Origin of the sequence: Acidovorax sp. Root275, assembly GCF_001428965.1 — a bacterium.
Taxonomy (GTDB): Bacteria; Pseudomonadota; Gammaproteobacteria; order Burkholderiales; family Burkholderiaceae_C; genus Acidovorax; species Acidovorax radicis.
This window is the reverse complement of record NZ_LMJH01000008.1, coordinates 33,553-57,695: the sequence shown is the minus strand read 5'-3', so window position 1 is coordinate 57,695 and position 24,143 is coordinate 33,553. Positions and strand designations below refer to the sequence as shown.

General features: G+C 66.8%; 19 protein-coding genes. 5 read left to right on the top strand and 14 right to left on the bottom strand.

Going from position 1 to position 24,143, the window contains the following annotated elements:
* Window positions 1-62: 62 nt before the first annotated feature.
* The 3 genes from ASE52_RS10395 to uvrA all read right to left on the bottom strand — a co-directional run bounded on the left by ASE52_RS10395 (window position 63) and on the right by uvrA (window position 8,154).
* Window positions 63-1,247 carry a sigma 54-interacting transcriptional regulator gene (locus ASE52_RS10395; protein WP_057225944.1) on the bottom strand — a complete coding sequence of 395 codons (1,185 nt, stop codon included), beginning with the start codon at window positions 1,245-1,247 and terminating at the stop codon, window positions 63-65.
* Window positions 1,248-1,573: 326 nt separating this feature from the next.
* The gene (locus ASE52_RS10390) at window positions 1,574-2,080 is read right to left on the bottom strand and encodes a hypothetical protein (protein WP_057225942.1); all 507 of its coding nucleotides are present in this window, start codon (window positions 2,078-2,080) and stop codon (window positions 1,574-1,576) included.
* Window positions 2,081-2,280: 200 nt separating this feature from the next.
* On the bottom strand, window positions 2,281-8,154 hold the full coding sequence (gene uvrA, locus ASE52_RS10385) for an excinuclease ABC subunit UvrA (protein WP_057225940.1): 5,874 nt from the start codon (window positions 8,152-8,154) through the stop codon (window positions 2,281-2,283).
* A gap of 184 nt (window positions 8,155-8,338) precedes the next feature.
* Between uvrA and ASE52_RS10380 the strand changes: the two genes are divergently transcribed.
* On the top strand, window positions 8,339-9,454 hold the full coding sequence (locus ASE52_RS10380) for an ABC transporter substrate-binding protein (RefSeq protein WP_010466706.1): 1,116 nt from the start codon (window positions 8,339-8,341) through the stop codon (window positions 9,452-9,454).
* 184 nt (window positions 9,455-9,638) lie between these two features.
* Complete coding sequence (locus ASE52_RS10375; protein WP_010466708.1) at window positions 9,639-10,706, top strand: ABC transporter substrate-binding protein; 1,068 nt, start codon at window positions 9,639-9,641, stop codon at window positions 10,704-10,706.
* 177 nt (window positions 10,707-10,883) lie between these two features.
* Here the strand turns inward: ASE52_RS10375 and ASE52_RS10370 are convergent, their stop codons facing one another.
* From ASE52_RS10370 to ASE52_RS10340, 7 genes are all read right to left on the bottom strand, one after another.
* Window positions 10,884-11,075, bottom strand: a complete 192-nt coding sequence (locus ASE52_RS10370; protein ID WP_010466710.1) for a hypothetical protein — start codon at window positions 11,073-11,075, stop codon at window positions 10,884-10,886.
* A 154-nt stretch (window positions 11,076-11,229) separates the two neighbouring features.
* Window positions 11,230-12,891, bottom strand: coding sequence for an MFS transporter (locus ASE52_RS10365; RefSeq protein ID WP_029414364.1), 1,662 nt, complete (start codon window positions 12,889-12,891; stop codon window positions 11,230-11,232).
* Window positions 12,892-13,065: 174 nt separating this feature from the next.
* On the bottom strand, window positions 13,066-13,719 hold the full coding sequence (locus ASE52_RS10360; protein ID WP_057225939.1) for a 2-hydroxychromene-2-carboxylate isomerase: 654 nt from the start codon (window positions 13,717-13,719) through the stop codon (window positions 13,066-13,068).
* Window positions 13,716-13,982, bottom strand: a complete 267-nt coding sequence (locus tag ASE52_RS10355) for a DUF1289 domain-containing protein (protein WP_029414365.1) — start codon at window positions 13,980-13,982, stop codon at window positions 13,716-13,718. The genes ASE52_RS10360 and ASE52_RS10355 overlap by 4 nt, the downstream gene beginning before the upstream one ends.
* Complete coding sequence (locus tag ASE52_RS10350; RefSeq protein ID WP_057227142.1) at window positions 13,979-14,497, bottom strand: YbaK/EbsC family protein; 519 nt, start codon at window positions 14,495-14,497, stop codon at window positions 13,979-13,981. Before ASE52_RS10350 ends, ASE52_RS10355 begins: the two co-directional genes overlap by 4 nt.
* Window positions 14,498-14,523: 26 nt before the next feature.
* Window positions 14,524-15,432, bottom strand: a complete 909-nt coding sequence (locus ASE52_RS10345) for a hydroxymethylglutaryl-CoA lyase (protein WP_057225937.1) — start codon at window positions 15,430-15,432, stop codon at window positions 14,524-14,526.
* Between the two features lie 192 nt (window positions 15,433-15,624).
* Complete coding sequence (locus tag ASE52_RS10340) at window positions 15,625-16,536, bottom strand: LysR family transcriptional regulator (protein ID WP_010466723.1); 912 nt, start codon at window positions 16,534-16,536, stop codon at window positions 15,625-15,627.
* Between the two features lie 88 nt (window positions 16,537-16,624).
* On the opposite strand from ASE52_RS10340, the gene ASE52_RS10335 reads away from it, so the two are divergent.
* The 3 genes from ASE52_RS10335 to ASE52_RS10325 all read left to right on the top strand — a co-directional run bounded on the left by ASE52_RS10335 (window position 16,625) and on the right by ASE52_RS10325 (window position 19,611).
* Complete coding sequence (locus ASE52_RS10335) at window positions 16,625-17,605, top strand: 3-hydroxyacyl-CoA dehydrogenase NAD-binding domain-containing protein (protein WP_057225935.1); 981 nt, start codon at window positions 16,625-16,627, stop codon at window positions 17,603-17,605.
* Complete coding sequence (locus tag ASE52_RS10330) at window positions 17,602-18,465, top strand: 3-keto-5-aminohexanoate cleavage protein (RefSeq protein WP_057225933.1); 864 nt, start codon at window positions 17,602-17,604, stop codon at window positions 18,463-18,465. Before ASE52_RS10335 ends, ASE52_RS10330 begins: the two co-directional genes overlap by 4 nt.
* 87 nt (window positions 18,466-18,552) lie before the next feature.
* Window positions 18,553-19,611 (top strand): tripartite tricarboxylate transporter substrate binding protein, encoded by a 1,059-nt coding sequence (locus ASE52_RS10325; RefSeq protein WP_057225930.1) that lies wholly within the window; start codon window positions 18,553-18,555, stop codon window positions 19,609-19,611.
* A gap of 109 nt (window positions 19,612-19,720) precedes the next feature.
* Here ASE52_RS10325 and ASE52_RS10320 read toward each other — a convergent pair whose 3' ends face one another.
* The 4 genes from ASE52_RS10320 to ASE52_RS10305 all read right to left on the bottom strand — a co-directional run bounded on the left by ASE52_RS10320 (window position 19,721) and on the right by ASE52_RS10305 (window position 24,114).
* Window positions 19,721-20,179 carry a DUF3592 domain-containing protein gene (locus tag ASE52_RS10320; RefSeq protein WP_057225928.1) on the bottom strand — a complete coding sequence of 153 codons (459 nt, stop codon included), beginning with the start codon at window positions 20,177-20,179 and terminating at the stop codon, window positions 19,721-19,723.
* Between the two features lie 42 nt (window positions 20,180-20,221).
* Entirely contained in the window at window positions 20,222-21,142 is a 921-nt protein-coding gene (locus ASE52_RS10315; protein ID WP_057225926.1) for a glyoxylate/hydroxypyruvate reductase A, read from the bottom strand.
* A 209-nt stretch (window positions 21,143-21,351) separates the two neighbouring features.
* A complete protein-coding gene (locus ASE52_RS10310; protein WP_057225924.1) occupies window positions 21,352-23,394 on the bottom strand; it encodes an acetyl/propionyl/methylcrotonyl-CoA carboxylase subunit alpha in 2,043 nt (680 codons plus the stop codon).
* Window positions 23,395-24,114: a DUF4126 domain-containing protein gene (locus tag ASE52_RS10305; protein WP_057225922.1), complete on the bottom strand. Its 720-nt coding sequence runs from the start codon at window positions 24,112-24,114 to the stop codon at window positions 23,395-23,397.
* Window positions 24,115-24,143 lie beyond the last annotated feature (29 nt).

Here is a 24,143-nt window from a genome sequence, read left to right as displayed (position 1 = left end):
CTGGGTTGTTGTGGTGGCGAATGGATTGGGTGGCGGTTGCGTGGCGCTGGAACGCCGCAGCTTCACTGTGCGTAGCGCAAGTGGCTGGGCGGTTGAAGCGGCAGAGGGCGATGGTTGCCAGAGTGGGCGGGCTCGGCCAGCAGGCCATGGCGTTTGAGCAGGGTGCGCAACGTGTTGCGCGTGACCCCCAGCAGCCGCGCGGCCTGCACCTGGTTGTCATTCGATTGCTCGAAGGCGCAGCGCACCAGCGCCGCCTCGACCGATTCGTACAGCCGGGGGGCGCCCTGCTCCACCAGGCTCTGCAACGCCGCCTGCAGCGATTCGGTGGCCGACGCGGAGGGCGGCGGACCCAGTGGTGGCACCTGGGCGGGCATGAACATGCCCGCGAACCCCGGCGCAGGCTGCAAGGTTGGCACCAGCTTCAGATCGCCAGGCTCAATGACCCCCATGTGGGCAACGATCAGCGCAAAGTGCACCACGTTCTCCAGCTCACGGATGTTCCCGGGCCAGGCGTACGACAGCAGCGCTTGCCGCGCGGCGGCTGACAAGCGGGCCGGTGACTGCCCAAGGCGCTGTGCATAAAGGGCCATGAAATGCTCGGCCAGCGGCAAGATGTCGCCGGGCCGTTCTCGCAACGGCGGCAAGCCTACGGAGGCCACGTTGAGCCGGTAGTAGAGGTCTGCACGGAAATGCTGTGCCTGGACGGCGCGCGCCAGGTCGATGTTGGTGGCCGCAACGAGGCGCACATCCAGCGTGACGGGTTTGCGCGAGCCCAGGCGCACAACCTGGCGCTCCTGCAACACGCGCAGCAGCTTGACCTGCAGCGACTGGGTTAGGTCGCCGATCTCATCCAGAAACAGCGTGCCCCCCTGCGCGGCCTCGAACCAGCCTGCGCGCGCTTGCGTGGCGCCTGTGAAGGCCCCGGCCTCGTGGCCGAACAGTTCGGCGTCGATCAATGACTCGCTGAAAGCACCGCAATTGACCGCCACAAACGGCCCCCGCCGGCCACTCTGGGAATGGATGTGGCGTGCGATCAGCTCCTTCCCCGTGCCGGTTTCTCCCACCACCAACACCGACGCATCGCTGCGCGCAATGCGGTCCACATGGACCAGCAACCGGACAGAGTGAGGGTCATGGAACAGCAGCGCCTTGGCCCGGATGGTCGGAGCCCCACCTGCTGGCGATTCGGGCAGCGTGAGCACGCGGTGTGAGGAAGGGGCGGCAGAGGCCGGCGAGAGACTGGACATGCCGCCAGACTAAGGCGCTCTTCACCGCATGCGAACGCAGGATTTCGCATGTGGATATGCAGGAAACCGGCGCGGTGGTCCGGCCGCCTCACACACCACTCCACGCGTCCGCGCAGTCTCATCGCATTGCGCCACGGGGCGGCATCCACACCACTCCGACATCTTTCCCGGGAGGGCGTAAAAAAAGCCCTCGCTGCCGGGGCAGCGGGGCCAAATCCGGTCGCGGGGACCGGCGAGGGAGACAAGCTACACGAGAGAAAAGGGGCACCCACTGCGGCAAGGCCGTCAGCCCATTCCCAGGGCCGACCCCATGCCGAACCCAGGGCTTAACAGCCGCTAGGGCGGTTGGGGCGCATGGGGACGATGCCCGTCACGCGCAGCGTGGCGTTTGATCCGTCGGAGGCCGTCAGTGTCTTGCCACTGAAGCGCACCTCGTTGCTCTCCCGCACCACTGCCGTGTCGGTAGGCTCGCCACTGGCGTATTCCTTGCCGTCAAAGGTCAGGAAGACCTGGTGCAGACCCGTCGCATCCGGGCGATAGCGAATGTCGCCAAACGCGGTCGCCGCCGAGCCCACCTTGTTGGCGCCATCAAAGCGGAAAGCACACAACTCGGGCACCGAGCCGACGGGGTTTTCCTTGTCCACGTTCGTGAGGTTCAACGTTCCGTTGCCGTACACGCCGTTCAGGCCATCGAGCGTGGCGCTGCTCACGGTCAGCACGCCAGGTTCGTTGCTGGGCGTCGGGTCGTCGTCATTGCCCCCGCCGCAGGCCACCAGCAGTACAGAGGTGGCCGCAAGCGCGGTACAGGTCTTGAGGAAAGTAGAAGCGTTCATGGTGATGGGCGTCCTTGGATGTGGATGGAAGGTGGGGAGCCGATCCCCTGAAACCCATCGTAGGAAGCCCACCCCGTACAACACGTGCGCCATGTTCCGCGCAATGCGTAGGACACGGGCCGACAGGGGTGTGCGCCAAACACCGGGCTCGCACCCTGCCGCCGCCCTCACTCACACGACCATCACACCGCCGGCGCGCCTCAGCGTGCCAGCACAGTCGCCAGCGCCTTGCCGGTGTGCGTGCCTGCGGCCACCACGTCCTCAGGTGTTGCTGCAGCCACAATGCGCCCGCCCGCGTTGCCGCCCTCCGGCCCCAGGTCCAGAATCCAGTCGGCTTCGGCGATCACATCCAGGTCGTGCTCGATCACGATCACGCTGTGGCCGCCATCCACCAGGCGGTGCAGCACGCGGATGAGCTTGTCCACGTCGGCCATGTGCAGGCCCACGGTGGGCTCGTCCAGCACATACAGTGTGTGCGGCGCCTTCTGCCCTCGGCGGCCCACCTCGTCGCGCACCTTGGTCAGCTCGGTCACCAGCTTGATGCGCTGCGCCTCGCCACCACTCAGCGTGGGCGAGGGCTGCCCCAGCGTGAGGTAGCCGAGGCCCACGTCCTGCAGGAGCTGCAGTGGGTGCGCAATGCTGGGCATGGTGGCGAAGAAGCCCACAGCCTCGTCCACCTCCATCTGCAGTACGTCGCCGATGCTCTTGCCGCGCCAGGTCACGGCCAGCGTCTCGGGGTTGAAACGCGCGCCGTGGCAGGTCTCGCAGGGCACCTTCACATCGGGCAAGAAGCTCATCTCGATGGTGCGCACGCCTGCGCCTTCGCAGCTGGGGCAGCGGCCTTCGCCGGTGTTGAAGCTGAAGCGCCCAGCTGCATAGCCGCGTGCCTTGGCCTCCAGCGTTTCGGCAAACAGCTTGCGGATGGTGTCCCAGAAGCCGATGTAGGTGGCGGGGCAGGAACGCGGCGTCTTGCCAATGGGTGTCTGGTCCACTTCGAGCACACGGTCAATGCTCTCGAAGCCCGACAGGCCCGTACAACCCACCAGCGGCGGCGCCTTGCCTGCATCCATGGCATCACGTCCGGCCTTGGTGCTGCGCTGCTGCACCCAGGCCTGCACATTAGCGAGCAGCACGTCGCGCGCCAGGGTGGACTTGCCCGAGCCACTCACACCCGTCACCGCCACCAAGCGGTGCAGCGGCACGGTGGCTGTCACGTTCTGCAGGTTGTGCAGCTGCGCTCCATGCACGGTGAGCCAGCGCATGGCGGCGCGTTCCTTGGCCTCGGTCAACGCGTCAGCCGCCAGCGATGCGGCCTGGGCCGCACGCTTCTTGACGGCCGCACTCTGCCGGCCGGTGGGAGCCGCCGCCTCGGACTGTGCAAAAGCGGCCGTGGCCTCGGCGCTCACGGCACTGGGCGCCATGCTGCGGCGCAGCTGCAGCGGGTGCTTCATCGCGTGCAGCAGGTAGCGGCCGGTCTGCGAGTCTTCGGCCCCCGTGATGTCGGCCACGCTGCCCTGCGCCACCAGGCGCCCGCCGCGTTTGCCCGCGCTGGGGCCAATGTCGATGATGTGGTCGGCACGGCGGATGGTGTCCTCGTCGTGCTCCACCACCACCAGCGTGTTGCCCTTGTCGCCCAGCTTGTGCAGGGCGTTGAGCAAAATTTGGTTGTCGCGGGCATGCAGGCCGATGGTGGGCTCGTCGAGTACGTAGCAAACCCCCTGCAGGTTGCTGCCCAGCTGCGCGGCCAGGCGGATGCGCTGCGCCTCGCCACCGCTGAGCGTGGGCGCCCCCCGGTCCAGCGTGAGGTAGCCCAGGCCCACTTCTTCCAGAAATTCGAGGCGGCTCTGGATCTCGGGCACCAGGTCGCGGGCGATGTCGGCCTCGCGCTGGGTCATGCCACCTTCGATGCGCAGGGTCTCGATCCAGCGGCGCACATCCGTCACGGACAGCGCGGCAATGTCGGTAATGCCTACGCCTGCAAACTGCACAGCACGCGCGGTGGCGTTCAGGCGTGTGCCACTGCAGCTCGGGCAGGCCGTGTCGACCAGGTCTTCCACCTCGGGCTCGGCAAAGGTCTGCTCGCGGCCTTTTTCCTTGTCGTCCTGCACCGAGTCGTCAAACACCTTGCGCTGGTCCTTGGTGAGCTTGACGCCCGTGCCCACGCAGTCGGGGCACCAGCCGTGTTTGCTGTTGTACGAGAACAGGCGCGGGTCCAGCTCGGCATAGCTGGTGGCGCATACCGGGCAGGCGCGTTTGGTGGAAAACGCCTGCAGCGTGCCAATGCCCGCCGTGGGCTGGCCGCTTTCCATCGCAGCGCGCAGACTGGCCATGTCGCTCAGCACATGCACCACACCCTTGCCATGGGTGAGCGCCTCGGCCAGTGCCGTGCGCAGCGCGGCTTCGTTCTCGGGCGACACATCGAGGCTGGCCACAGGCAGCTCGATGGTGTGTTCCTTGAAGCGGTCGATGCGCGGAAAATTGGTGGTGGGCAAGAAGTTGCCGTCCACGCGCAGGTGCGTGTGGCCACGCGGGCGCGCCCAGTCGGCCAGCTCGGTGTACACGCCCTTGCGGTTCATCACCAGCGGCGCAAGCAGGCCAATGTGCTGGCCCCGGAACTGCGTGAGCAACTGCGCGGCAATGCTCTCAGGGGTCTGCGGCTGCACGGCGGCGCCGTCCTTGGTGCAGTGCTGGGTGCCGAGCTTGACGTACAGCAGGCGCAGGAAGTGCCACACCTCGGTGGTGGTACCCACGGTGGACTTGCGCCCGCCGCGCGAGAGGCGCTGCTCGATGGCCACGGTGGGCGGAATGCCGTACACCGCATCCACCTCGGGCCGGCCTGCGGGCTGCACGATGGAGCGCGCATAGGCATTGAGGGATTCGAGGTAGCGGCGCTGGCCTTCGTTGAACAGGATGTCGAACGCCAGCGTGGACTTGCCAGAGCCGCTCACGCCGGTGACCACGTTGAACTTGCCGCGCGGAATGTCCACGCTCAGGTTCTTGAGGTTGTGCTCCTTGGCGTTGATGATTTCAATGGCGTTTTTCGCCGCTGGCGCTTTATCCATAAGCGCTGCACGCTCCTGTTTTCGTAGCGTAGCAGCTTTTTCGTGCACCGAGTGGCCACCGATGCCCAGGGTCAGTTCGTAGTCGCGCAGGGCCAGGCCGGTGTGCGAGGTGGCGTGCTGGCGCACATCTTCGGGCGTGCCCTCGGCCACGATGAGGCCGCCCGCGTAGCCGCCCTCGGGGCCCAGGTCGATGAGCCAGTCGCTGGCGCGAATCACATCGAGGTTGTGCTCGATGACGATGAGCGAGTGCCCCGCATCGATCAGCTTGCGCAGCGCGCGCATGAGCTTGGCGATGTCGTCAAAGTGCAGGCCGGTGGTGGGCTCGTCGAACAGGAACAGCGTGCCCTTGCGCGCCACCGTCTGGCGCGATTTGGACGCGCTGCGCGCGGCCTCGGCCAGGAAACCCGCGAGTTTGAGGCGCTGCGCCTCGCCGCCGCTGAGCGTGGGCACGGGCTGGCCCAGCGCCACGTATTCGAGCCCCACATCCACAATGGGCTGCAGCGCGCGGATCACATCGCGGTCGCCCGCAAACAGGTCGGCGGCCTCGGCCACCGTGAGGGCGAGCACGTCCGCCACGTTGAGGCTGCGGCCGCCGCGTTCGATGGTGATTTCCAGAATCTCGGGCCGGTAGCGCTTGCCATCGCAGTCGGGGCAGCGCAGGTACACGTCCGACAGGAACTGCATCTCCACATGCTCAAAGCCTGAGCCCCCGCAGGTCGGGCAACGCCCGTCGCCGCTGTTGAAGCTGAACTTGCTGGCGGTATAGCTGCGCTGGCGCGACAGCGGCGCCACGGCGTACAGCTCGCGGATGCTGTCCCACGCGCCGACGTAGCTCACGGGGTTGGAACGGGCCGTCTTGCCAATCGGTGACTGGTCCACAAACACGACATCCGACAAATGGTCGGCGCCCAGCATGCGGTCGTGCGCGCCCGGCGTGTCGGTGGCCTTGCCAAAGTGGCGCAGCAGCGCGGGCGCCAGCACGTCCTGGATCAGGCTTGACTTGCCCGAGCCGCTCACGCCGGTCACGGTGACCAGCCGCTGCAGGGGGAATTCGACCGACACGTTCTGCAGGTTGTGCTCGCGCGCGCCTTCGAGGATGAGGCGTGGCGTGGACTCCGTCACCATGCGCTTGAAGCCAAAGCCCACATGCTTGCGGCCGCCCAGGTAGGCGCCGGTGAGCGTGTCGGCATTGCGCAGGTCGGCCGTGGTGCCGTCAAAAACGATCTGCCCGCCCAGGCGTCCGGGGCCGGGGCCCATGTCGATCATGCGGTCGGCCGCGAGCATCACGGCCGGATCGTGCTCCACCACCACCAGGGTGTTGCCCGCATCGCGCAGGCGCAGCATGGCCTCGGTGATGCGGTGCATGTCGCGCGGGTGCAGGCCGATGCTGGGCTCGTCGAGCACGAAGAGCGTGTTGACCAGCGAGGTGCCGAGGGCCGTGGTCAGGTTGATGCGCTGCACCTCGCCACCGCTCAGCGTGCGGCTTTGCCGGTCGAGCGTGAGGTAGCCAATGCCCACGTCGCACAGGTATCTGAGGCGCGTGGTGATTTCTTCGTGCAGCAATTTGAGCGCTTGCGCATCGCCGCCTTTGGCATCGTCGCCTACCGGCAACTGCATGCGATCAAAGAAACTTCGCAGGCGGTCGATAGGCAGCAGCATCAGGTCGTGCAGGCACAGGCCGGGCAGCGCCTGGAGCTGCTCGCGCGACCATTGCACCCCCTCGGGCATGAACCGTTTTCCAGGCTCCAGCACCGCATCGGCGTCTTCCTTGCGGCCGATGCGCCAGAGCAGGCTTTCGGTCTTGAGGCGCGCACCGGCGCAGGTGGGGCACGGCGTGTAGCTGCGGTACTTGGACAGCAGCACGCGGATGTGCATCTTGTAGGCCTTGCTCTCCAGGTACTCGAAGAAGCGCTTGATGCCGTACCACTGCTTGCTCCACTGCCCGTCCTTGTAGCCCGGCGTGCCTCCGATGACCCATTTCTTCTGGTCGTCGGTGAGCTTGTACCAGGGCGTGTCGCGCGGTATGCCCGCCGTCTCGGCATGGCGCATGAGGTCGTCCTGCGCTTCTTTCCACGCGGGGGTCTGGATGGTCTTGATGGCCCCCGCGCGCAGCGTGAGCTTGTCGTTGGGGATGACCAGGCCGTAGTCCACACCGATCACGCGGCCAAAGCCCCGGCAGCTGTCGCACGCGCCCACGGCGGAGTTGAACGAGAAGGCGGACGGAATGGGGTCGCTGTAGCGCAGGTCGCTGTCGGGGCAGTGCAGGCCCGTCGAAAAGCGCCACAACTCGGGCTCACTTTCGTCCACCAGCCGATACACGTTGAGCCGCCCCGTTCCGCGCTTGAGCGCGACTTCGATGGCCTCGATCACGCGCGCCTTCTCCGCATTGCCCAGGCGGAAGCGGTCGGCCACCACATCCAGCACCTTGCGCGGCCCTGTGGGCGTGCCCACTTCGCGCTCGGCCTGCACCTTGGTGAAGCCGCTGGCGGACAGCCATTGTTCGACCTGCTCGGCCGACGTGTTGGCGGGTAGTTCGACCGGGAAGGTCAGCACGATGCGCGGATCACCGGCTGCGGCGCAACGCGCGGCCAGCTCGGCATAGATGGTTTCGGGCGAGTCGTGCCGCACCGGCTGCGCGGTTGCTTTGTCGAACAGCTGGCCGGCGCGGGCGAACAGCAGCTTCAGGTGGTCGTTCAACTCCGTCATCGTGCCCACGGTGGAGCGGCTGGAGCGCACCGGGTTGGTCTGGTCGATGGCAATGGCCGGAGGCACGCCCTCGACCTTGTCCACGGCGGGCTTGTCCATGCGGTCGAGGAACTGGCGCGCGTAAGCGCTGAAAGTCTCCACATAGCGGCGCTGGCCTTCGGCATACAGCGTGTCGAACACCAGGCTCGATTTGCCCGAGCCGCTAGGGCCCGTGACCACCGTGAGTTCGCCGGTGCGGATGTCCAGATCCAGGTTCTTGAGGTTGTGCTGGCGTGCGCCGCGGATACGGATCAGTCCCTGGGTCATGTGGGCAGTCTTTTTCGAGGGTGAGGCGGAGCATTCTAGGGACCGCTGCATGCCCCGTCTGTCCGTGCCGCAATACCCCCTGAATGCGCATCTACTGACAAGTCCTGTCACAACATCGGGTTATGCCGGTTCGCAAACAGAGTGCATTTGTCTAGAGTGGCCAGACAATTGCAAGGAGACGACCATGTACAGATGGACACAATGGGGAGCCACGGCAGCCCTGGCCGCCGCGCTGTGCGGCACGGGCCATGCCCAGATCCTGATCGGACAAACCGCAGGTTTCTCCGGGCAAGTGGCGGCTGGCGTCAAAGAAACCACCGATGGCGCCCTGCTGTACATCGATGCCGTCAACGCCAAGGGCGGCGTCAACGGCCAGAAGATCGAGCTGACTTCGCTGGACGACAAGTTTGACCCCAAGCTGGCCGCAGAAAACGCGCGCAAGCTGATCGAGGAAAACAACGTGTCGGCGCTGTTCCTCACTCGCGGCACGCCCCACACCGAGGCCATCATCCCCATGCTGGAGAAGCACGGCGTGGCGCTGGTCGGGCCCTCCACGGGGGCCATGGTGCTGCACCAGCCGGTGCGCAAGTACATTTTCAACGTGCGCGCCACCTACCAGCGCGAGGCAGAAAAGGCCATGACGCATCTGGCCTCCATGGGTATTACCCGCATTGCACTCGTCTTTGCCGATGACAGCTTTGGCGCCGATGGCGTGATCGGTGCGCAAAAGGGGCTCACCGCCGCCAAACTGACGCCCGTGGTGTCGGAGAAGTTCGACCGGGCCAAGCCTGATTTCACCCCCATTGCCGCCAAGGTGTCGAAGGCTGACGCACAGGCCGTACTGATCATTGCCTCAGGCTCTGCGGTGGTCGATGCCAGCAGTGCGCTGCGCACGGCGGGCTCGGCCGCGCAGATCGTGACGCTGTCCAACAACGCATCGGGCGGCTTCATCAAGAGCCTGGGCAACAACGCGCGCGGCGTGATCGTGACCCAGGTGTATCCCAATGAACGCGCGGTGACCTATGCCATGGTCAAGGAAGCCCAGGAGCTGGCCCGGGCGAAGGGCCTGAACGAAATCAGTCCCGCCATGCTGGAGGGTTATGCGGCGGCCAAGGTGCTGGTCGAAGGCCTCAAGCGCGCCGGCCCCAAACCCAGCCGCGAAAAGATCCACACAGCGCTCGAAAGCCTGCGCAAGTTCGACCTGGGTGGCCTGGAGATTTCGTACACCCCGGAAGACCACACAGGCCTGGACTTTGCCGACCTGTCCATCATCGGCACGGACGGCAGGTTCCGCCGCTAAGAGCCATCCACCCGACGCCGACGGGTTTCGCTGGCCTGGTTTTGTCCGGGCCTACGTGTTTCTACAGTTTCTTCGTCACAATTTGTATCTATATTGACGCGTCCAACAATCAGGCTTCCTGGGGACAAACATGAGACTCACACAATGGCTTCGCAAAGGCGCCACCCTCGCCGCAGTCTTCGCAATGGTGGGCGGAGCCCAGGGCCAGATCCTTATCGGCCAGACGGTGGGCATCACGGGCTCGGCGGCAGCCACGGTGGCCGAATCGATGCAGGGCGCGGCGCTGTACATCGACCACATCAATGCCCGGGGCGGCGTCGGCGGCCAGAAGGTGGAGATCGTGTCGCTGGACGACAAATTCGACCCCAAGCTGACCCTGCAAAACACCCGCACCCTCATTGAGGAAAAAGGGGTGATCGGGCTGTTCATGACGCGCGGCACCCCCCACACCCAGGGCATCATGCCGCTGCTGGAGCAGCACGGCGTGCCGCTGGTGGGCCCCTCCACCGGAGCCATGGTTCTGCATCAGCCCGTGCACAAATACGTCTTCAACGTGCGGGCGCCCTACCAGCGCGAGGTGGAAAAGGCCATCACCCACCTCAACACCCTGGGCATCAAGCGCATCGGCGTCGTGCATGTGGACGACACGTTTGGCGCTGACGGGCTGGCAGGGGCGCAACTGGGCTTCAAGGCCAACCAACTGGAAGCCCTCTTTATCGAGAAGTTTGACCGCGCCAAACCCGACTACAGCGCCATTGCACCCCGTGTGGCCCAAAAGCAGCCGCAGGCCGTAGTCTTCATTGGCACCGGTGCGGCAGTGGTGGACGGCATCAAGGCGCTGCGCGCGGCGGGAGTGTCAGGGCAGATCGTGACGCTGTCCAACAATGCCTCGGGTGGTTTCGTGAAACTGCTGGGCGACCAGGCCCGGGGGGTCGTGGTCACCCAGGTATTCCCGTCCGAGCGCTCGGTGAACTACCCGGTGGTCAAGGAGGCCATGGAGCTGGCCCGCGCCAAGAACATTTCTGATCTCACACCCGCCATGGTGGAAGGCTTCGTCAGCGCCAAGGTGCTGGTGGAGGGCATCAAGCGCGCCGGCCCCAAGCCAGACCGTGCCAAGCTGCACGCAGGCCTGGAAAGCATCAAAAAATGGGATCTGGGCGGGGTGGAGCTGAGCTACAGCGCCACGGACCACAGCGGTCTGGTGTTTGCCGACCTTTCCATCATCGGGAGTGACGGCCGCTTCAAGAGATGAATCCCCTCTCTCGCGCGGTGCCCGCGAGGGGATCGACGCCCGGGGTCTGCTAAGCCTCGCAAGGTGCGCAAGGAGTGGTCCGGCAGGACCGCTACATCACCATAAAAAGCAAAAGCCTGCAGCCTTTCGGCTGCAGGCTTTTTCCTTTTTCTATTGCCTGGAAGGGAGCCCGACAGCTTATTGCGCGCTGGCTGCGGAGGCCGGCGCAGACGCGGGCATGGTGGCGGGAGCACTGGCAGCAGACTCAGGGGCATGCACGGCATCCGCACCGTGTTTTTCACCGCCCATGTCGGCCTTGTCGCCCGCCTTGATGATCACGTACATCGACAACGCTGCAAACAGGACGAAGCCAACAACAATCTTCCACATATCAATATCTCCTTGGATGGGTTTGTTCAATCAAGGGGCCTGGAGCGCGGCGCTCTAGAACCTGTTCTTGGGTTGTACTGGGCAGCACAAGCCCCTTGATGGAACACAGGGCCCACCCCTTGCGGGGCGGGCCCTGCACACCGGTCAGAACCGATCAGTCGTTGGCGTAGATGTCAACGTCCTTGGTTTCCTTGATGAACAGGCCACCGATCACCACGGTTGCACCCGCAATGATGATGGGGTACCACAGGCCGTTGTACATGTTGCCGGTCTGGGCCACGATGGCGAACGCCGTGGTGGGCAGCAGGCCGCCGAACCAGCCGTTACCGATGTGGTACGGCAGGGACATGGACGTGTAGCGGATGCGGGTCGGGAACATTTCCACCAGCATGGCAGCAATGGGGCCGTACACCATGGTCACCAGCAGCACCAGGTAGGTCAGGATCACGGTGACCATGACCTTGTCGATGCGGGCGGGGTCTGCCTTGGTGGGGTAGCCCGCAGCCTTCAGCGCATCGGCGACCGCCTTCTTGAACTCGCCGTCCTTCTTCTTGGCTTCATCAGCAGGCAGGCCCTTGCTGGTGTACGAGGAGATGACCGTCTCACCGATCTTGATCGAGGCGGGCGTGCCGGCGGCGGACGTGGCGTTCTCATAGCTCACCGAAGCGCCAGCCAGAACCTGCTTGGCGATGTCGCACGAGCTGGTGAACTTGGAGGTGCCGGTGGGGTTGAACTGGAACGAGCATTCCTTGGGGTCTGCCGTCACGATCACCTGGTTCTTGGCCTGTGCTTCGGCCAGGGCGGGGTTGGCCGCCTTGGTCAGCGCGCCGAACACGGGGAAGTACGTCAGCGCGGCCAGCAGGCAACCTGCCAGGATGATGGGCTTGCGGCCAATCTTGTCCGACAGCGAACCGAACACGATGAAGAACGGCGTGCCGATCAGCAGCGACACAGCCACAAAGATGTTGGCGGTGGCGCCATCGACCTTCAGCGCTTGCGTCAGGAAGAACAGGGCATAGAACTGGCCCGAGTACCACACCACGGCCTGGCCAGCGGTCAAGCCCACGAGTGCCAGGATCACGATCTTCAGGTTCTTCCACTGGCCGAAGGACTCGGTCAGCGGGGCCTTGGAGGTCTTGCCCTCAGCCTTCATCTTCTGGAACGCAGGCGATTCGTTCATCGACAGGCGGATCCAGACCGAGATGGCCAGCAGCAGGATCGACACGATGAATGGAATGCGCCAGCCCCAGTCGCCAAAGGCTTCTTCGCCCAGAGCGGTCCGGGTGCCCAAAATCACCATCAGCGACAGGAACAGGCCCAGAGTGGCCGTGGTCTGGATCCAGGCGGTGTAGGCGCCGCGCTTGCCGTGCGGGGCATGCTCGGCCACATAGGTGGCTGCGCCGCCGTACTCACCACCCAGCGCCAGGCCTTGCAGCAGGCGCAGGATGATCAGGATGACGGGAGCCGCCACGCCGATGGACGCATAGGTCGGCAAGATCCCCACGATGAACGTGGACAAACCCATGATCAGGATGGTGACCAGGAAGGTGTACTTGCGGCCGATCATGTCGCCCAGGCGGCCGAAGAAGATGGCACCGAAGGGGCGAACAATGAAGCCCGCTGCAAACGCCAGCAGCGCGAAGATGAAGGCCGAGCCGGCATCCAGGCCGCTGAAGAACTGCTTGGCGATAATGGCTGCAAGCGAGCCGTACAGGTAAAAGTCGTACCACTCGAAAACGGTGCCGAGCGACGAAGCGAAGATAACTTTCCTCTCTTCGGGCGACATCGGCCGCGGTGCGGGATGAACGGTTGCCATGGTGTCTAGTCTCCTGTTGGTTGTGCAGACCGCACTGCGGCGGGCTGTACGCATTCTTGGAGATGGCACTGACCACGCTCTGACGCGAAACCAACAAGACCTTGCACCAAACTGACCGCTCTCTGACAACTTAGGGTGAAACCCTTGCGCCCGCTTTCAGGATGCGAGAACCGCTCAGTTTTTGGCGGAAAGCCCCGATGGAAGCTGACGAGCCGCCTCCCAGTCCGGCCCCTCGAACCACGCGTCTCCATCCAGGTAGGCGCGCAGCATCGGCAACCCGTCCAAGCCCCAGAACAGCTTGTCATCCACCGCGAACGCAGGCACGCCGAACACGCCCGCCGCCTGTGCAGCTTCGGTGTTGGCACGCAGCAGCGCCTTGGGCCCTTCGCTGTTCGCGTCCTGGCCCGGCCGGACCTGTTCCGACAGCGCTGCCGCCAGAGCCCCCAGACGCTCGGCATCCAGCGCATCCTGCCCGCCCTGCCACACATGGCGCAGCACCGTACCGGCCACAAAGCGGTTGATGAAACCATCATCGCTGCAGGCCAGGGCCTGGCGCAGCAGCGGCAGCGGGTTGAACGGGTGGCGTGCTGGCATCTGCAGCGGCGTGCCTTGCGCATGGCCTAGCCAGGTCACGTGGCGGTAGGTCCACGCACGCTTGGGTGCGATGCCCGCCGGACCAGGGTTGGCATGCTGCTGGAGCAAAGCGCCCAGAAGCACGGGCTGGTAGGCCACGCTGTAGCTCAACCCCTCCAGCGCTTCAGGCAGCCGCTCGAAGGCGAGCCAGGCGTAGGGTGAAACGAAGTCAAGGTAGAAGGTGATGTGCTTCATGGCCGGATCTCCTGGGGGGTCACTTCGATGCCCGCGCGATCCAGCAGCTGCGCCCAGATGCCGCGGCGCAAACTGGCATCGGCGCGTGACCAGATGCGGATCTCGTCGAGCGTGCGAAAGCAGCCCTCGCAGTGGCTGCGGTCGGGCGACATGCGGCATACCGAGATGCAAGGCGAAGGCACGGCCTCGATGTTCTCGGCATCAAAATGACCTTCAGCGCTTATTTTTAGAGCGCGAGCAGCTAGCAAATCAATAGCACTCATGCTACAGACCCAGGTGCCACCACCTGCACCACGTCCACCACGGGCGCGCCCGTCAGGCGCTGCAGGTCGCTCGGGTGCAGCGGGAACACACTGTGCGGATGCCCCGCCGCCGCCCATACCACGTCGAATCGCAGCAGGTCCTGGTCGATCAGCGTCACGGGCGGCGTGGCGTGCGCCACGGGCGAGACGCCGCCGATGGAAAAGCCGGTGCGCGACTTCACGAAGTCGGCATCGGCCCGGCCGATCTTGCCGCCCACATGGGCCTCGACCTTTTTCTCGTCCACGCGCCGGTCGCCGGAGGTGACCACCAGCACGGCCACGTCGTCGCTCTTGCGCCGAAAGATGATGCTCTTGGCCACCTGCCCCACCAGGATGCCCAGTGCATCGGCCGCTTGCTGCGCGGTGCGCGCAGCGTCGTCCAGCATTTGCGGCATGTGGGGGTGGTCGAGGCTTTGCAGCGCCGCAGCCACGCGCTGCACGCCCTCGGGAAGATTCTTCAATTCAGCTCCACACACGGTCATCCTCTCTGCGCCAGGGGGCGCTATCCAGCTCTTTTGGTCAGCAGCGCATTGGCCGCTCGGGAATTCGGTTTGCGATTCAGGAACCCACTGATGTAGGCCCCGGCATCGATGAGCTTATCAAGATCGATGCCCGTCTCGATGCCCATGCCGTGCAGCATGTAGACCACGTCTTCGGTCGCCACGTTGCCGGTGGCGCCCTTGGCATACGGGCAGCCGCCCAGGCCCGCCACGGACGACTGGTAGTTCCACACCCCCAGCTCCAGCGCGGCCAGCGTGTTGGACAGCGCCTGGCCGTAGGTGTCGTGAAAGTGGCCCGATACATCGTCGATGCCGAAGTACTTCAGCGTGGCTTCGAGCGCGCGCTGCACCTTGCGCGGCGTGCCCACGCCGATGGTGTCGGCCACGTCCACGCGCTGCACGCCGATGCCCTGGAGCAGGCCGGCCAGGTACTCCACCCGCTCGGGCGCGATCTCGCCCTCGTACGGGCAGCCCACGGTGCAGCTCATCGCGCCGCGCACGCCGATGCCCGCCGCCAGCGCCGCCTCGACCACGGGCGCAAAGCGCTCGATGCTCTCGGCGATGGAGCAGTTGATGTTCTTTTGGCTGAACGCCTCGCTGGCCGAGCCGAAGACCACGATCTCGTCGGGCCGGTCCGCCACCGCGGCTTCATAGCCCTTGAGGTTGGGGGTGAGCACCGAGTAGCGCACGCCGGCCACGCGGTTCACGCCCTGCATCACCTCGTGGTTGTCGGCCATCTGCGGCACCCACTTGGGGCTCACGTAGCTCGTCACCTCGATCTCTTTGAGGCCCGCGTCCTGCAGGTGATGCACCAGCGCGATCTTGATCTCGGCGGGCACGGGCGATTTCTCGTTCTGCAGCCCGTCGCGCGGGCCGACATCGATGAGTTTGACGCGGGATGGAATGCTCATGGTGGGGCTACCTGAAAAAGAGGACGTGGAACGGGGCGGGCCTGGGCCGGCACCCGCAGCTCGCTGTGCGCGAGGCCCGGCGCCGGAGCCGGGCAGACGCCTCCCATTGTCCGGGCTTCGGCGGCGCGGCACCACCTCATATCCTGCCAGACCACTCTCCGCTCGTGCAATTGCGGCACCCCGGCGCTGCCGCTACGCACCAGCCCCCTCGTCCATCTCCTGGCGCAGCAGCGCCACCATCTGCACCGCCGCCAGCGACAGGCGCCGCCCCCGCAGCGTGACCAGGCCGATGGGCCGGCGCAGCGACGGCTGCTTGAGCGGCCGGGTCACCACCTCGGGCCGGCGCACGACCTGCGCGGCCAGCTCGGGCAGCGCGCTCACGCCCAGCTGCGCGGCCACCATGGCCGCGATGGTGGCCAGGTGCTCCACCTCGTAGCGCGGCGCAAAGCGGATGCGGTGCGTGAGCAGCGCCTCGTCGGCGTACTGCCGCACGCTGGTGCCAGCGGGCATGGAGATGTGCGGCAGGTCTGCCACATCGGCCCAGGCCAGCGCACCGCGGCCGCGCGCCAGCGGGTGGGCGCGGGCCAGCAGCAGCACGAAGCGGTCGGACGACAGCGGGGTGTAGTCGAGGTCGGCATACGCGGGGTTGGCGGCAGTGAGCGCGAAGTCCACGCGCCCTGCGCGCACCATGTCGAACGCCGGGCCCGCCAGGCTGTCGAACAGCTCCAGGTGCACGCCCGGATGCCCCGCCGCAAAGCGCGCAAACGCGCGCGGCACCACACCCGCCGCCAGCGACGGCAGCGCCGCCAGCGCCAGCCGCCCGACCTGCACCTGCGCCACGGCCTGCACGCGTCGCACCGTCTCATCCATCTGGTGGCGCAGAAAGCGGGCCTGCTCGGCAAACACCTCGCCCGCCTGCGTGAGCTGCACCGTGCGCGTGGTGCGGTCGAACAGGCGCGCGCCCAGCATCTCTTCGAGCCGCGCGAGCGTGCCCGACACCGCCGACTGCGACAGGTGCATCTGCAGCGCGGTGCGCCGAAAGCTCAGCGTGTCGGCCAGCGCCAAGAACACATCGACCTCGCGGGCCGACCAATTGATCTTCATGGCCGATCAGTCTATCGAAAAATACGTCTGGACCGCGCAATGCTGCCTGCCTAGACTGCACCGCAAGACAACACAAGGAGACACCAGCATGGACATCAGTTCGCCGCGCAATGCACGCACGGTGGTCGTGGGCGGGGGCACCATGGGTGCGGACGTGGCCGTGGTCCTGGCCCGAGGCGGCGCCCGGGTCACGGTGGTGGACCCGCACACTGCACGACGCGAGCTGCTCTTGCCGCACATTGCCGCAGAGCTCGACGCCGCCGGCCTGGCCTCCAGTGCAGGCCCCGTGGAGGTGTGCGCCAGCCTGCAGGACGTGGCCTGGGACGGCGTGGTGCTGGTGGTCGAATGCATCACCGAACAGCTGGCCGCCAAGCAGCAGCTGTTTGCCGAGCTGGAAGCCATCGCCCCGGCCAGCGCGGTGCTGGCCAGCAACAGCTCGGGCTTTCCGATCAGCGCCATCGCCCAGGGCCTGCCCACCGCGCAGCGCATGCTGGGCCTGCACTTCTTCATGCCGGCGCACCTGGTGCCGCTGGTGGAGGTGGTGCTGGGCGAGCACAGCGACCCCACGCTGGGCCAGTGGCTGCACGGCTTCATGCGCCGCTGCGGTAGCGTGCCGGTGCTGGTGAAGAAGGACAAGCCGGGCTTTCTGGCCAACCGCATGCAGCACGCGCTGTCGCGCGAAGCCTTTGCGCTCATCGACGAAGGCATCGCGTCGCCCGAAGACGTGGACGCCGCCGTGCGCTTTGGCTTCGGCTTTCGCTTTCTGGCGGCGGGCCCGGTGCTGCAGCGCGACCACGCGGGCATCGAGGTGCACTGCGCGGCCGCGGCCACCATGTACCCCACGCTTTCCAACACCGACGTGCCCGCCCAGGCGCTGCGCGACCGCGTGGCCAACGGCGAGCTGGGCATGAAGACCGGCAAGGGCTTCTTCGACTGGCCCGAGGACCGCAAACGCGCAGAGCGCACCCGCTACGACACGCTGCTGCGCCAGGGCCTGGCTCTGCTGGCCAGCGAGCTGCCTGCCATCGAGCCCGCCACCGCGCAGGCCACCCCTGGAGCCACGCCATGAGCGCCCACCCCATGCAAGCCGCCGCCAGCGCACCCAGCCAGTGGGCCGACCCGCTGATCGTCACCGTGGCGCCCAACGGCGCCTACAAGCTGCCCAGCGACCACCCTGCCGTGCCGACCACGCCGGCCACGCTGGCCGCCACCGCCAAGGCCTGCCTGGAGGCCGGCGCGGCCATGATCCACATGCACATCCGCGACGCCCAGGGCCGCCACAGCCTGGACGTGGAAGGCTACCGCGAAGCCCAGCGCGTGGTGCAGCACGCTGTGGGCGATGCGATGGTGGTGCAGATCACCAGCGAGGCCGCGGGCGTGTACCGCGCCCCGGCGCAGATCGCGATGGTCGAGACGCTGCAGCCCGAGGCCGTGTCCATCGGCCTGCGCGAGATCGACCAGCCCGAGATCGGCGAAGCAGGCCTGCAGCGCTTCTTCACGGGCCTGGTGCGGCGGCGCTGCATGGTGCAGGTCATCCTGTACGACGTGGCCGACCTGCGCCGATGGCAGGCACTGCGCGCCCGCGGCGTGGTGCCCGATGCGCCGTGGTTTCTGCTGTTCGTGCTGGGCCGCTACAGCGCGGGCCAGACGTCGAGCCCGCGCGACCTGCTGCCCTTTCTGGCCGCCCACGACGGGCCCGAGCCCTGGGCCGTGTGCGCGTTCGGCGCGGCAGAGAACACCTGCATCACCGCCGCCGCGGCCTTCGGCGGGCATGCCCGCGTGGGGTTCGAGAACAACCTGCTGCGCAAGGATGGCAGCACCGCGCCCGACAACGCGGCACTGGTTCGCCAGGCGGTTGAGGCCGCGACCGCACTGGGGCGGCCGCTGGCCACGGCGCGGGACATCCGCCAGCGCTTCGGCGCGGGCTGAGCCTCGGCCCGGCTCTGCACTTCCTCAGCACCCATCAAACCCATCAGCCCGCGCCAGACGGGCCTTCATCCATCCGCAGGAGACACCATGCAACAACACCCCACCCCCCACGCCAACGCCCCCGTCCCGCAGGCCCGCCGGGCCACGCGACGCGCGGCCATCCGCCTGGCGCTTGCCGTGCCCACCACCTGGGCCCTGGCCCTGGGCTCGGCAGGCCACGCCGTGGCCCAGACGGCCCCGGCCGCCTTCCCCACCAAGACCATCCGCTTCGTGGTGCCCTACCCGCCCGGCGGCCCCACCGACCTGATGGCGCGTATGCTGCAGCCCGAACTGCAAAGCCGGCTGGGCGTGACCGTGGTGGTGGACAACAAGGGCGGCGCGGGCGGCAACTCCGGCAGCGCCGAGGTGGCCAAGCAGGCGCCCGCCGACGGCCACACCCTGCTGCTGGCCGCCAGCGGCCCGATGGCGGTGAACCCGTCGCTGTACGCCAGCATGCCCTTCAACCCGCTGACCGACCTGGTGCCCGTGGTGCAGCTGTCGGCCTTTCCGTTGGTGCTGGAAGTGCACCCTTCGCTGGGCGTGAAGACCCTGCCCGAGCTGATGGCCCTGGCCAAGACGGGCAAGCCGGTGCTGAGCTTTGCATCGGCCGGAAACGGCACGCCGCAGCACCTGGCGGGCGAGCTGTTCAACACCATGGCCCACGTGAAGATGGGCCACATCCCCTACCGCGGCGCGGGCCCGGCGCTCAACGACCTGCTGGGCGGGCAGGTGAACGTGATGTTCGACATCGTGGGCAGCTCGCTGCCGCACATCCAGTCGGGCAAGCTCATCCCGCTGGCAGTCACCTCGCCCGAGCGCGCCAAGGTGCTGCCCAACGTGCCCACCATGGCCGAGGCGGGCGTCTCCGGCTACCAGATCACCGGCTGGCACGGCATTGCGGTGCGCGCCGGCACGCCGCAGGCCACCGTGGACAAGCTCAACGCGACGGTCAATGCAATTTTCAAAGACCCCGCCTTCCGCGTGAAATGGGAGGCCATCGGCACACCGGTGGTGGCAGGCACAGCCGCGGACTTTGGCGCGCTGATCAAGTCCGACGCGCAGCGCCTGGGCAAGCTGGTGCGCGATGCGGGCGTGACGATGGATTGACTGAGGCCGCGGGCGTTGCGCGTCAGGTGTTGCGAGGCGCCGTGCACCCCACTGCTGCACGCCAGGCTGGCACCTTGCAGGCGCAGGCGCAGGCGGCGTCTGGCGATATCTAGGCGGGAACGCGGGGGCGTAGGCGCAGAAGCAGCCAGCCCGCCGCCATGCCCACGGCGCTGCACAGCAGCCACACAGCACCCAAGAAAATCTTCAGGGTATTGGAACTGCTGATCTCAGCCTGCGAAGGGCTGTTGGCGGGATAGCGCACGGTGACGGTGTCACCCACATCGTGCACCGCCTGCAGCTGCCGCACCAGCGAGTCCGTGAACCGCACGGTGCGGCCATCGCTCGCCACAAACTCGACGACGCTTTTCTTGCCATGGGCTTGCCGGCTTGAGGACCCTGTCACCACGCTTTCGTGCGCCACCACGCGGCCTTTGGCGCTGCGCGTGTCGCCCACCAGATGCAAGCTCGTGGCCAGCAGCCAGCTGGCGGCTACCGCAGTCAGTGCGCCGGGCACCAGCAGCAGCCAGCCGAGAAGGCCGAAAAAGCAGCGAAAGGATGTGGAGCGCATGCCCGCGATTGTGAGGGTTGGTACTGTCAGCGGCGCGCCGGGTCAGTACCCCCGCCCGGGGTCCACGGTGCCTGCCACCGCCTCGCCGCGCTCCATCGCCGCCATCTTGCGCGTGATCTGCGCAATGCTCTCTTCCCGCATGGTGCGGGCCGAGGTGTGCGGCGTGGCGGTGATCTTCGGGTGCAGCCAGAACGGGTGCCCGACCGGCAAAGGCTCGGTGCGGAACACATCCAGCGTGGCGCCCGCGATGTGGCCGTTGTCGATCATCGCCAGCAGGTCCTCTTCGACCAAGTGCGCGCCCCGCGCCACGTTGACCACATAGCCCCCGGGCTGCAGGCGTGACAGCGTGTCGCGGTTGATGATGTCCTGCGTGTCGGGCGTGAGCGGCAGCAGGTTGACCAGCACGCGGCTGGCGGCCAGGAAATCGTCAAAGCCCTCTGCGCCGCTGAAACCGCGCACGCCGTCCACCGCCTTGGGAGACCGGCTCCAGCCGTTCACCGGAAAGTCGAAATGTGCCAGCGCCCGCGCCACGCGCTCGCCCAGCACGCCCAGGCCCATCACGCCCACCGGGAACTCCGAGCGCACCCGCGGCCGGCGAAAGCCCCAGCGGCCGGCGCGCATGTCGCCCTCGTAAGCGTCCAGCTCGCGGAAATGGCGCACCACCGCGTGGCACACGTATTCGGCCATCTGCACCGCCATGCCGCCGTCGTCGATGCGCACGATCTGGCAGCCAGCGGGGATGCGCAGCTTGAGCAGCGCGTCCACCCCTGCGCCGATGTTGAACAGCGCCCGCAAGGCAGGCTGCTCGTCCAGGAACTGCTGGGGCGGCGCCCAGACCACGGCGTAGTCGGCCTGCGCTGCCCCCGGCTGCCACACGCTGATGTGGGCATGGGGCAAGGCAGCGGCAAGCCCCTGCAGCCAGGGCTCGATCTTGGTGTCGGTACAGCAAAGGGTGATGTTCATGCGGTCAAGGGTAACTGCATTGGCGCCGCTCGGATGTCGCGCACGGGTTGCGGTAGATCCATGTGGTACCCCGCACCTCTCATGGATTCCATCCTTCGATACCGTTCGGGCTGAGCTTGTCGAAGCCTTGCGCGGCGCTTCGACAAGCTCAGCGTGAACGGCATATCTACTCGGCGAGATCAATGGGTGTCACGCCCAAGGCCCAAGACTCAAGCCGCAACAGCCACCGTGAGCTTGAGCAGCTCCGCGCCTTCCGTCACCTGGTCCCCGGGCGCATATAGCAGCTCCTGCACCACACCGTCGGCTGGCGCTGCAATCGTGTGCTCCATCTTCATGGCTTCCATCACCGCCAGCGGCTGGCCCTTGGTGACGGCATCGCCTGCCTTCACGGCAAACGACACCACCTTGCCGGGCATAGGGGCCGTGAGGCGGCCGCCTTCCGCCGCAGCCTCGCCCGCATGCGCGAGCAGGTCGATGGCGGTGATCTGTGTCGCGCCGCGGGGCGTGAACACATGGTCCACCTCGCCCTGGGCGTACACCGCAGCGCGGGTGCGCTGGCCGGCGAACTGTAGTTCGATGCCGTCACGCTGCGCGGCGAAGGTCAGCGGGCCGGCCACGGCCGCATCGCCCTGTCCTTCCTTCCTGCTTTCCACTGCCAGGTGCAGCGTGCCGTCGCGCTCGTAGGTCAGCCAGGCCTTGGCGTGCTCGCCGCCGAACTCGAACTCGAAGCGGCGGCGCGTGAGCGCGTGCGAATGGAAACCGTCGCGGCGGCTGAAGGGGTCTGCGCCTTCGCTGGCGCGCTCGTTCAGGAGGGTCTGCGCCACGGCGGCGGCAGCAGCCAGCGGCAGGCCGACCGGCTCCTGGTGGAACAGCACCGCCTGCTCGCGCGGGATCAGCGCGGTGTCGAGCTGGGCACTGGCAAATGCGCCGGTGCGCGCCACGCGGCGCAGGAACTGCACGTTGGTCGCCAAGCCCACGATGTGCGTCTGCGCCAGGGCCTCGTCCAGCCGCGCCAGCGCCTGCTCGCGCGTGTCGCCGTGCACGATGAGCTTGGCCACCATGGAGTCGTAGAACGGGCTGATCGCATCACCCTGGCGCACGCCAGAGTCCACGCGCACGGCACCTCTTTCGAAAGTCACGCAGTCGGGCAACGCATACACGTTGAGCGCACCGGTGGCGGGCAGGAAGTTGTTGTCGGGGTTCTCTGCGCAGATGCGGGCCTCGATGGCGTGGCCTGTGATGGAGAGGTCTTGCTGCTTCACCGGCAGCGGCTCGCCCGAGGCCACGCGCAGTTGCCACTCCACCAGGTCCAGCCCCGTGATGGCCTCGGTCACCGGGTGCTCGACCTGCAGGCGGGTGTTCATTTCCATGAAGTAGAACTTCATCTGGTCGGGCCGCTCGTAACCACCCGGCTGCTCCACGATGAACTCCACCGTGCCGGCGCCCACGTAGTTCACCGCCTTGGCGGCGGCCACCGCGGCTTCGCCCATCTGCTGGCGCAGCGCGGGCGTCATGCCAGGGGCCGGAGCTTCTTCCAGCACCTTCTGGTGGCGGCGCTGCACGGAGCAGTCGCGCTCGAACAGATAGACGCAGTTGCCGTGCGTGTCGCCAAACACCTGGATCTCGATGTGGCGCGGGCGCTGCACATACTTTTCGACCAGCACCGCATCGTCGCCAAAGCTGTTGATGGCCTCGCGCTGGCAGGATGCGAGCGCGGCAGCGAAGTCCTCGCTCTTGTCCACCGCGCGCATTCCCTTGCCGCCGCCACCCGCGCTGGCCTTGATGAGCACGGGGTAGCCGATGCGGTCGGCCTCGCGCTGCAGCAGCGCCGGGTCCTGGTCGCTGCCGTGGTAGCCGGGCACCAGCGGCACGCCGGCCTTTTCCATGAGTTGCTTGGACTCGGCCTTGAGGCCCATGTCCTTGATGGCCGAGGGTGGCGGGCCGATGAAGACCAGGCCTGCTGCCGCGCAGGCGTGGGCGAAGTCCTCGTTCTCGGACAGGAAGCCGTAGCCGGGGTGGATGGCCTGTGCACCCGTGGCCTGGGCGGCTTCGATGATGCGCTCCCAGCGCAGGTAGCTGTCCTTGGGCGCGCTGCCGCCGATGTGCACGGCTTCGTCGCACACGGCCACGTGTTTGGCCTGGGCGTCGGCATCGGAATACACGGCGACGGTCTTCACGCCCAGACGTTTAGCGGTCGCCGCTACACGGCAGGCGATCTCTCCGCGATTGGCGATCAAGATTTTTTTGAACATTTAGGCCACCTTGGCAGAACCAGAAAAGAAAGAAGACAAGCGCCGCACCACGGCGCGCAGAAACTTGAACAGCACCACCAGCAGCAGCACCGACACGGCCACCATCAGCACCAGCGCGATGCCGAAGGCCACCGGGTGCTGCGTGGCGAGCCACACCACGGCCACCACCAGGCCGTCTTCGAAAAAGGACAGCAGCCAGTTGGAGAACGGCTCGGGCGAGGTGTTGGCCGCTGCGCGCGTGGTCATCTTGGTGGCCATCGACGTGGCGGCCAGCGACCCGCCCAGCAAGCCCGCTACCACGCCCATGGTGGCGTTGTCGGCACCGAACACGCCTGCGGCCAGCAGGGCGCCGCCGGGCACGCGGATGACGGTGTGCACGGCGTCCCAGGCGCTGTCGATCCACGGGACCTTGTCGGCAAAGAATTCGACCAGCATCAGGCCGCCCGCCACCAGCAGCACCAGCGGGTTCTGCAGTACGTGCAGACCGGGGGGCAAGGGCATCCAGCCCATGGCTCCCATCGTGCCGACGATAAACACCACTGCGTACAGCCGAAACCCGCTGGCCCAGCCCAGCGCTGCGGCCAGCGCCAGCAGGCTGGGCATGTCGAGCCTCGCGGTGGCCGTGGCCGCGGCGTCACCCACGGCGCGCGCCGTGCCGCCATCCACGTGGAGCCCCAGCGTGTGGAGCCACTGCACGATGTTGAGCCAGAGGGTGTCCATGGTGTGAATTACTCAGTCAAATAGACAAT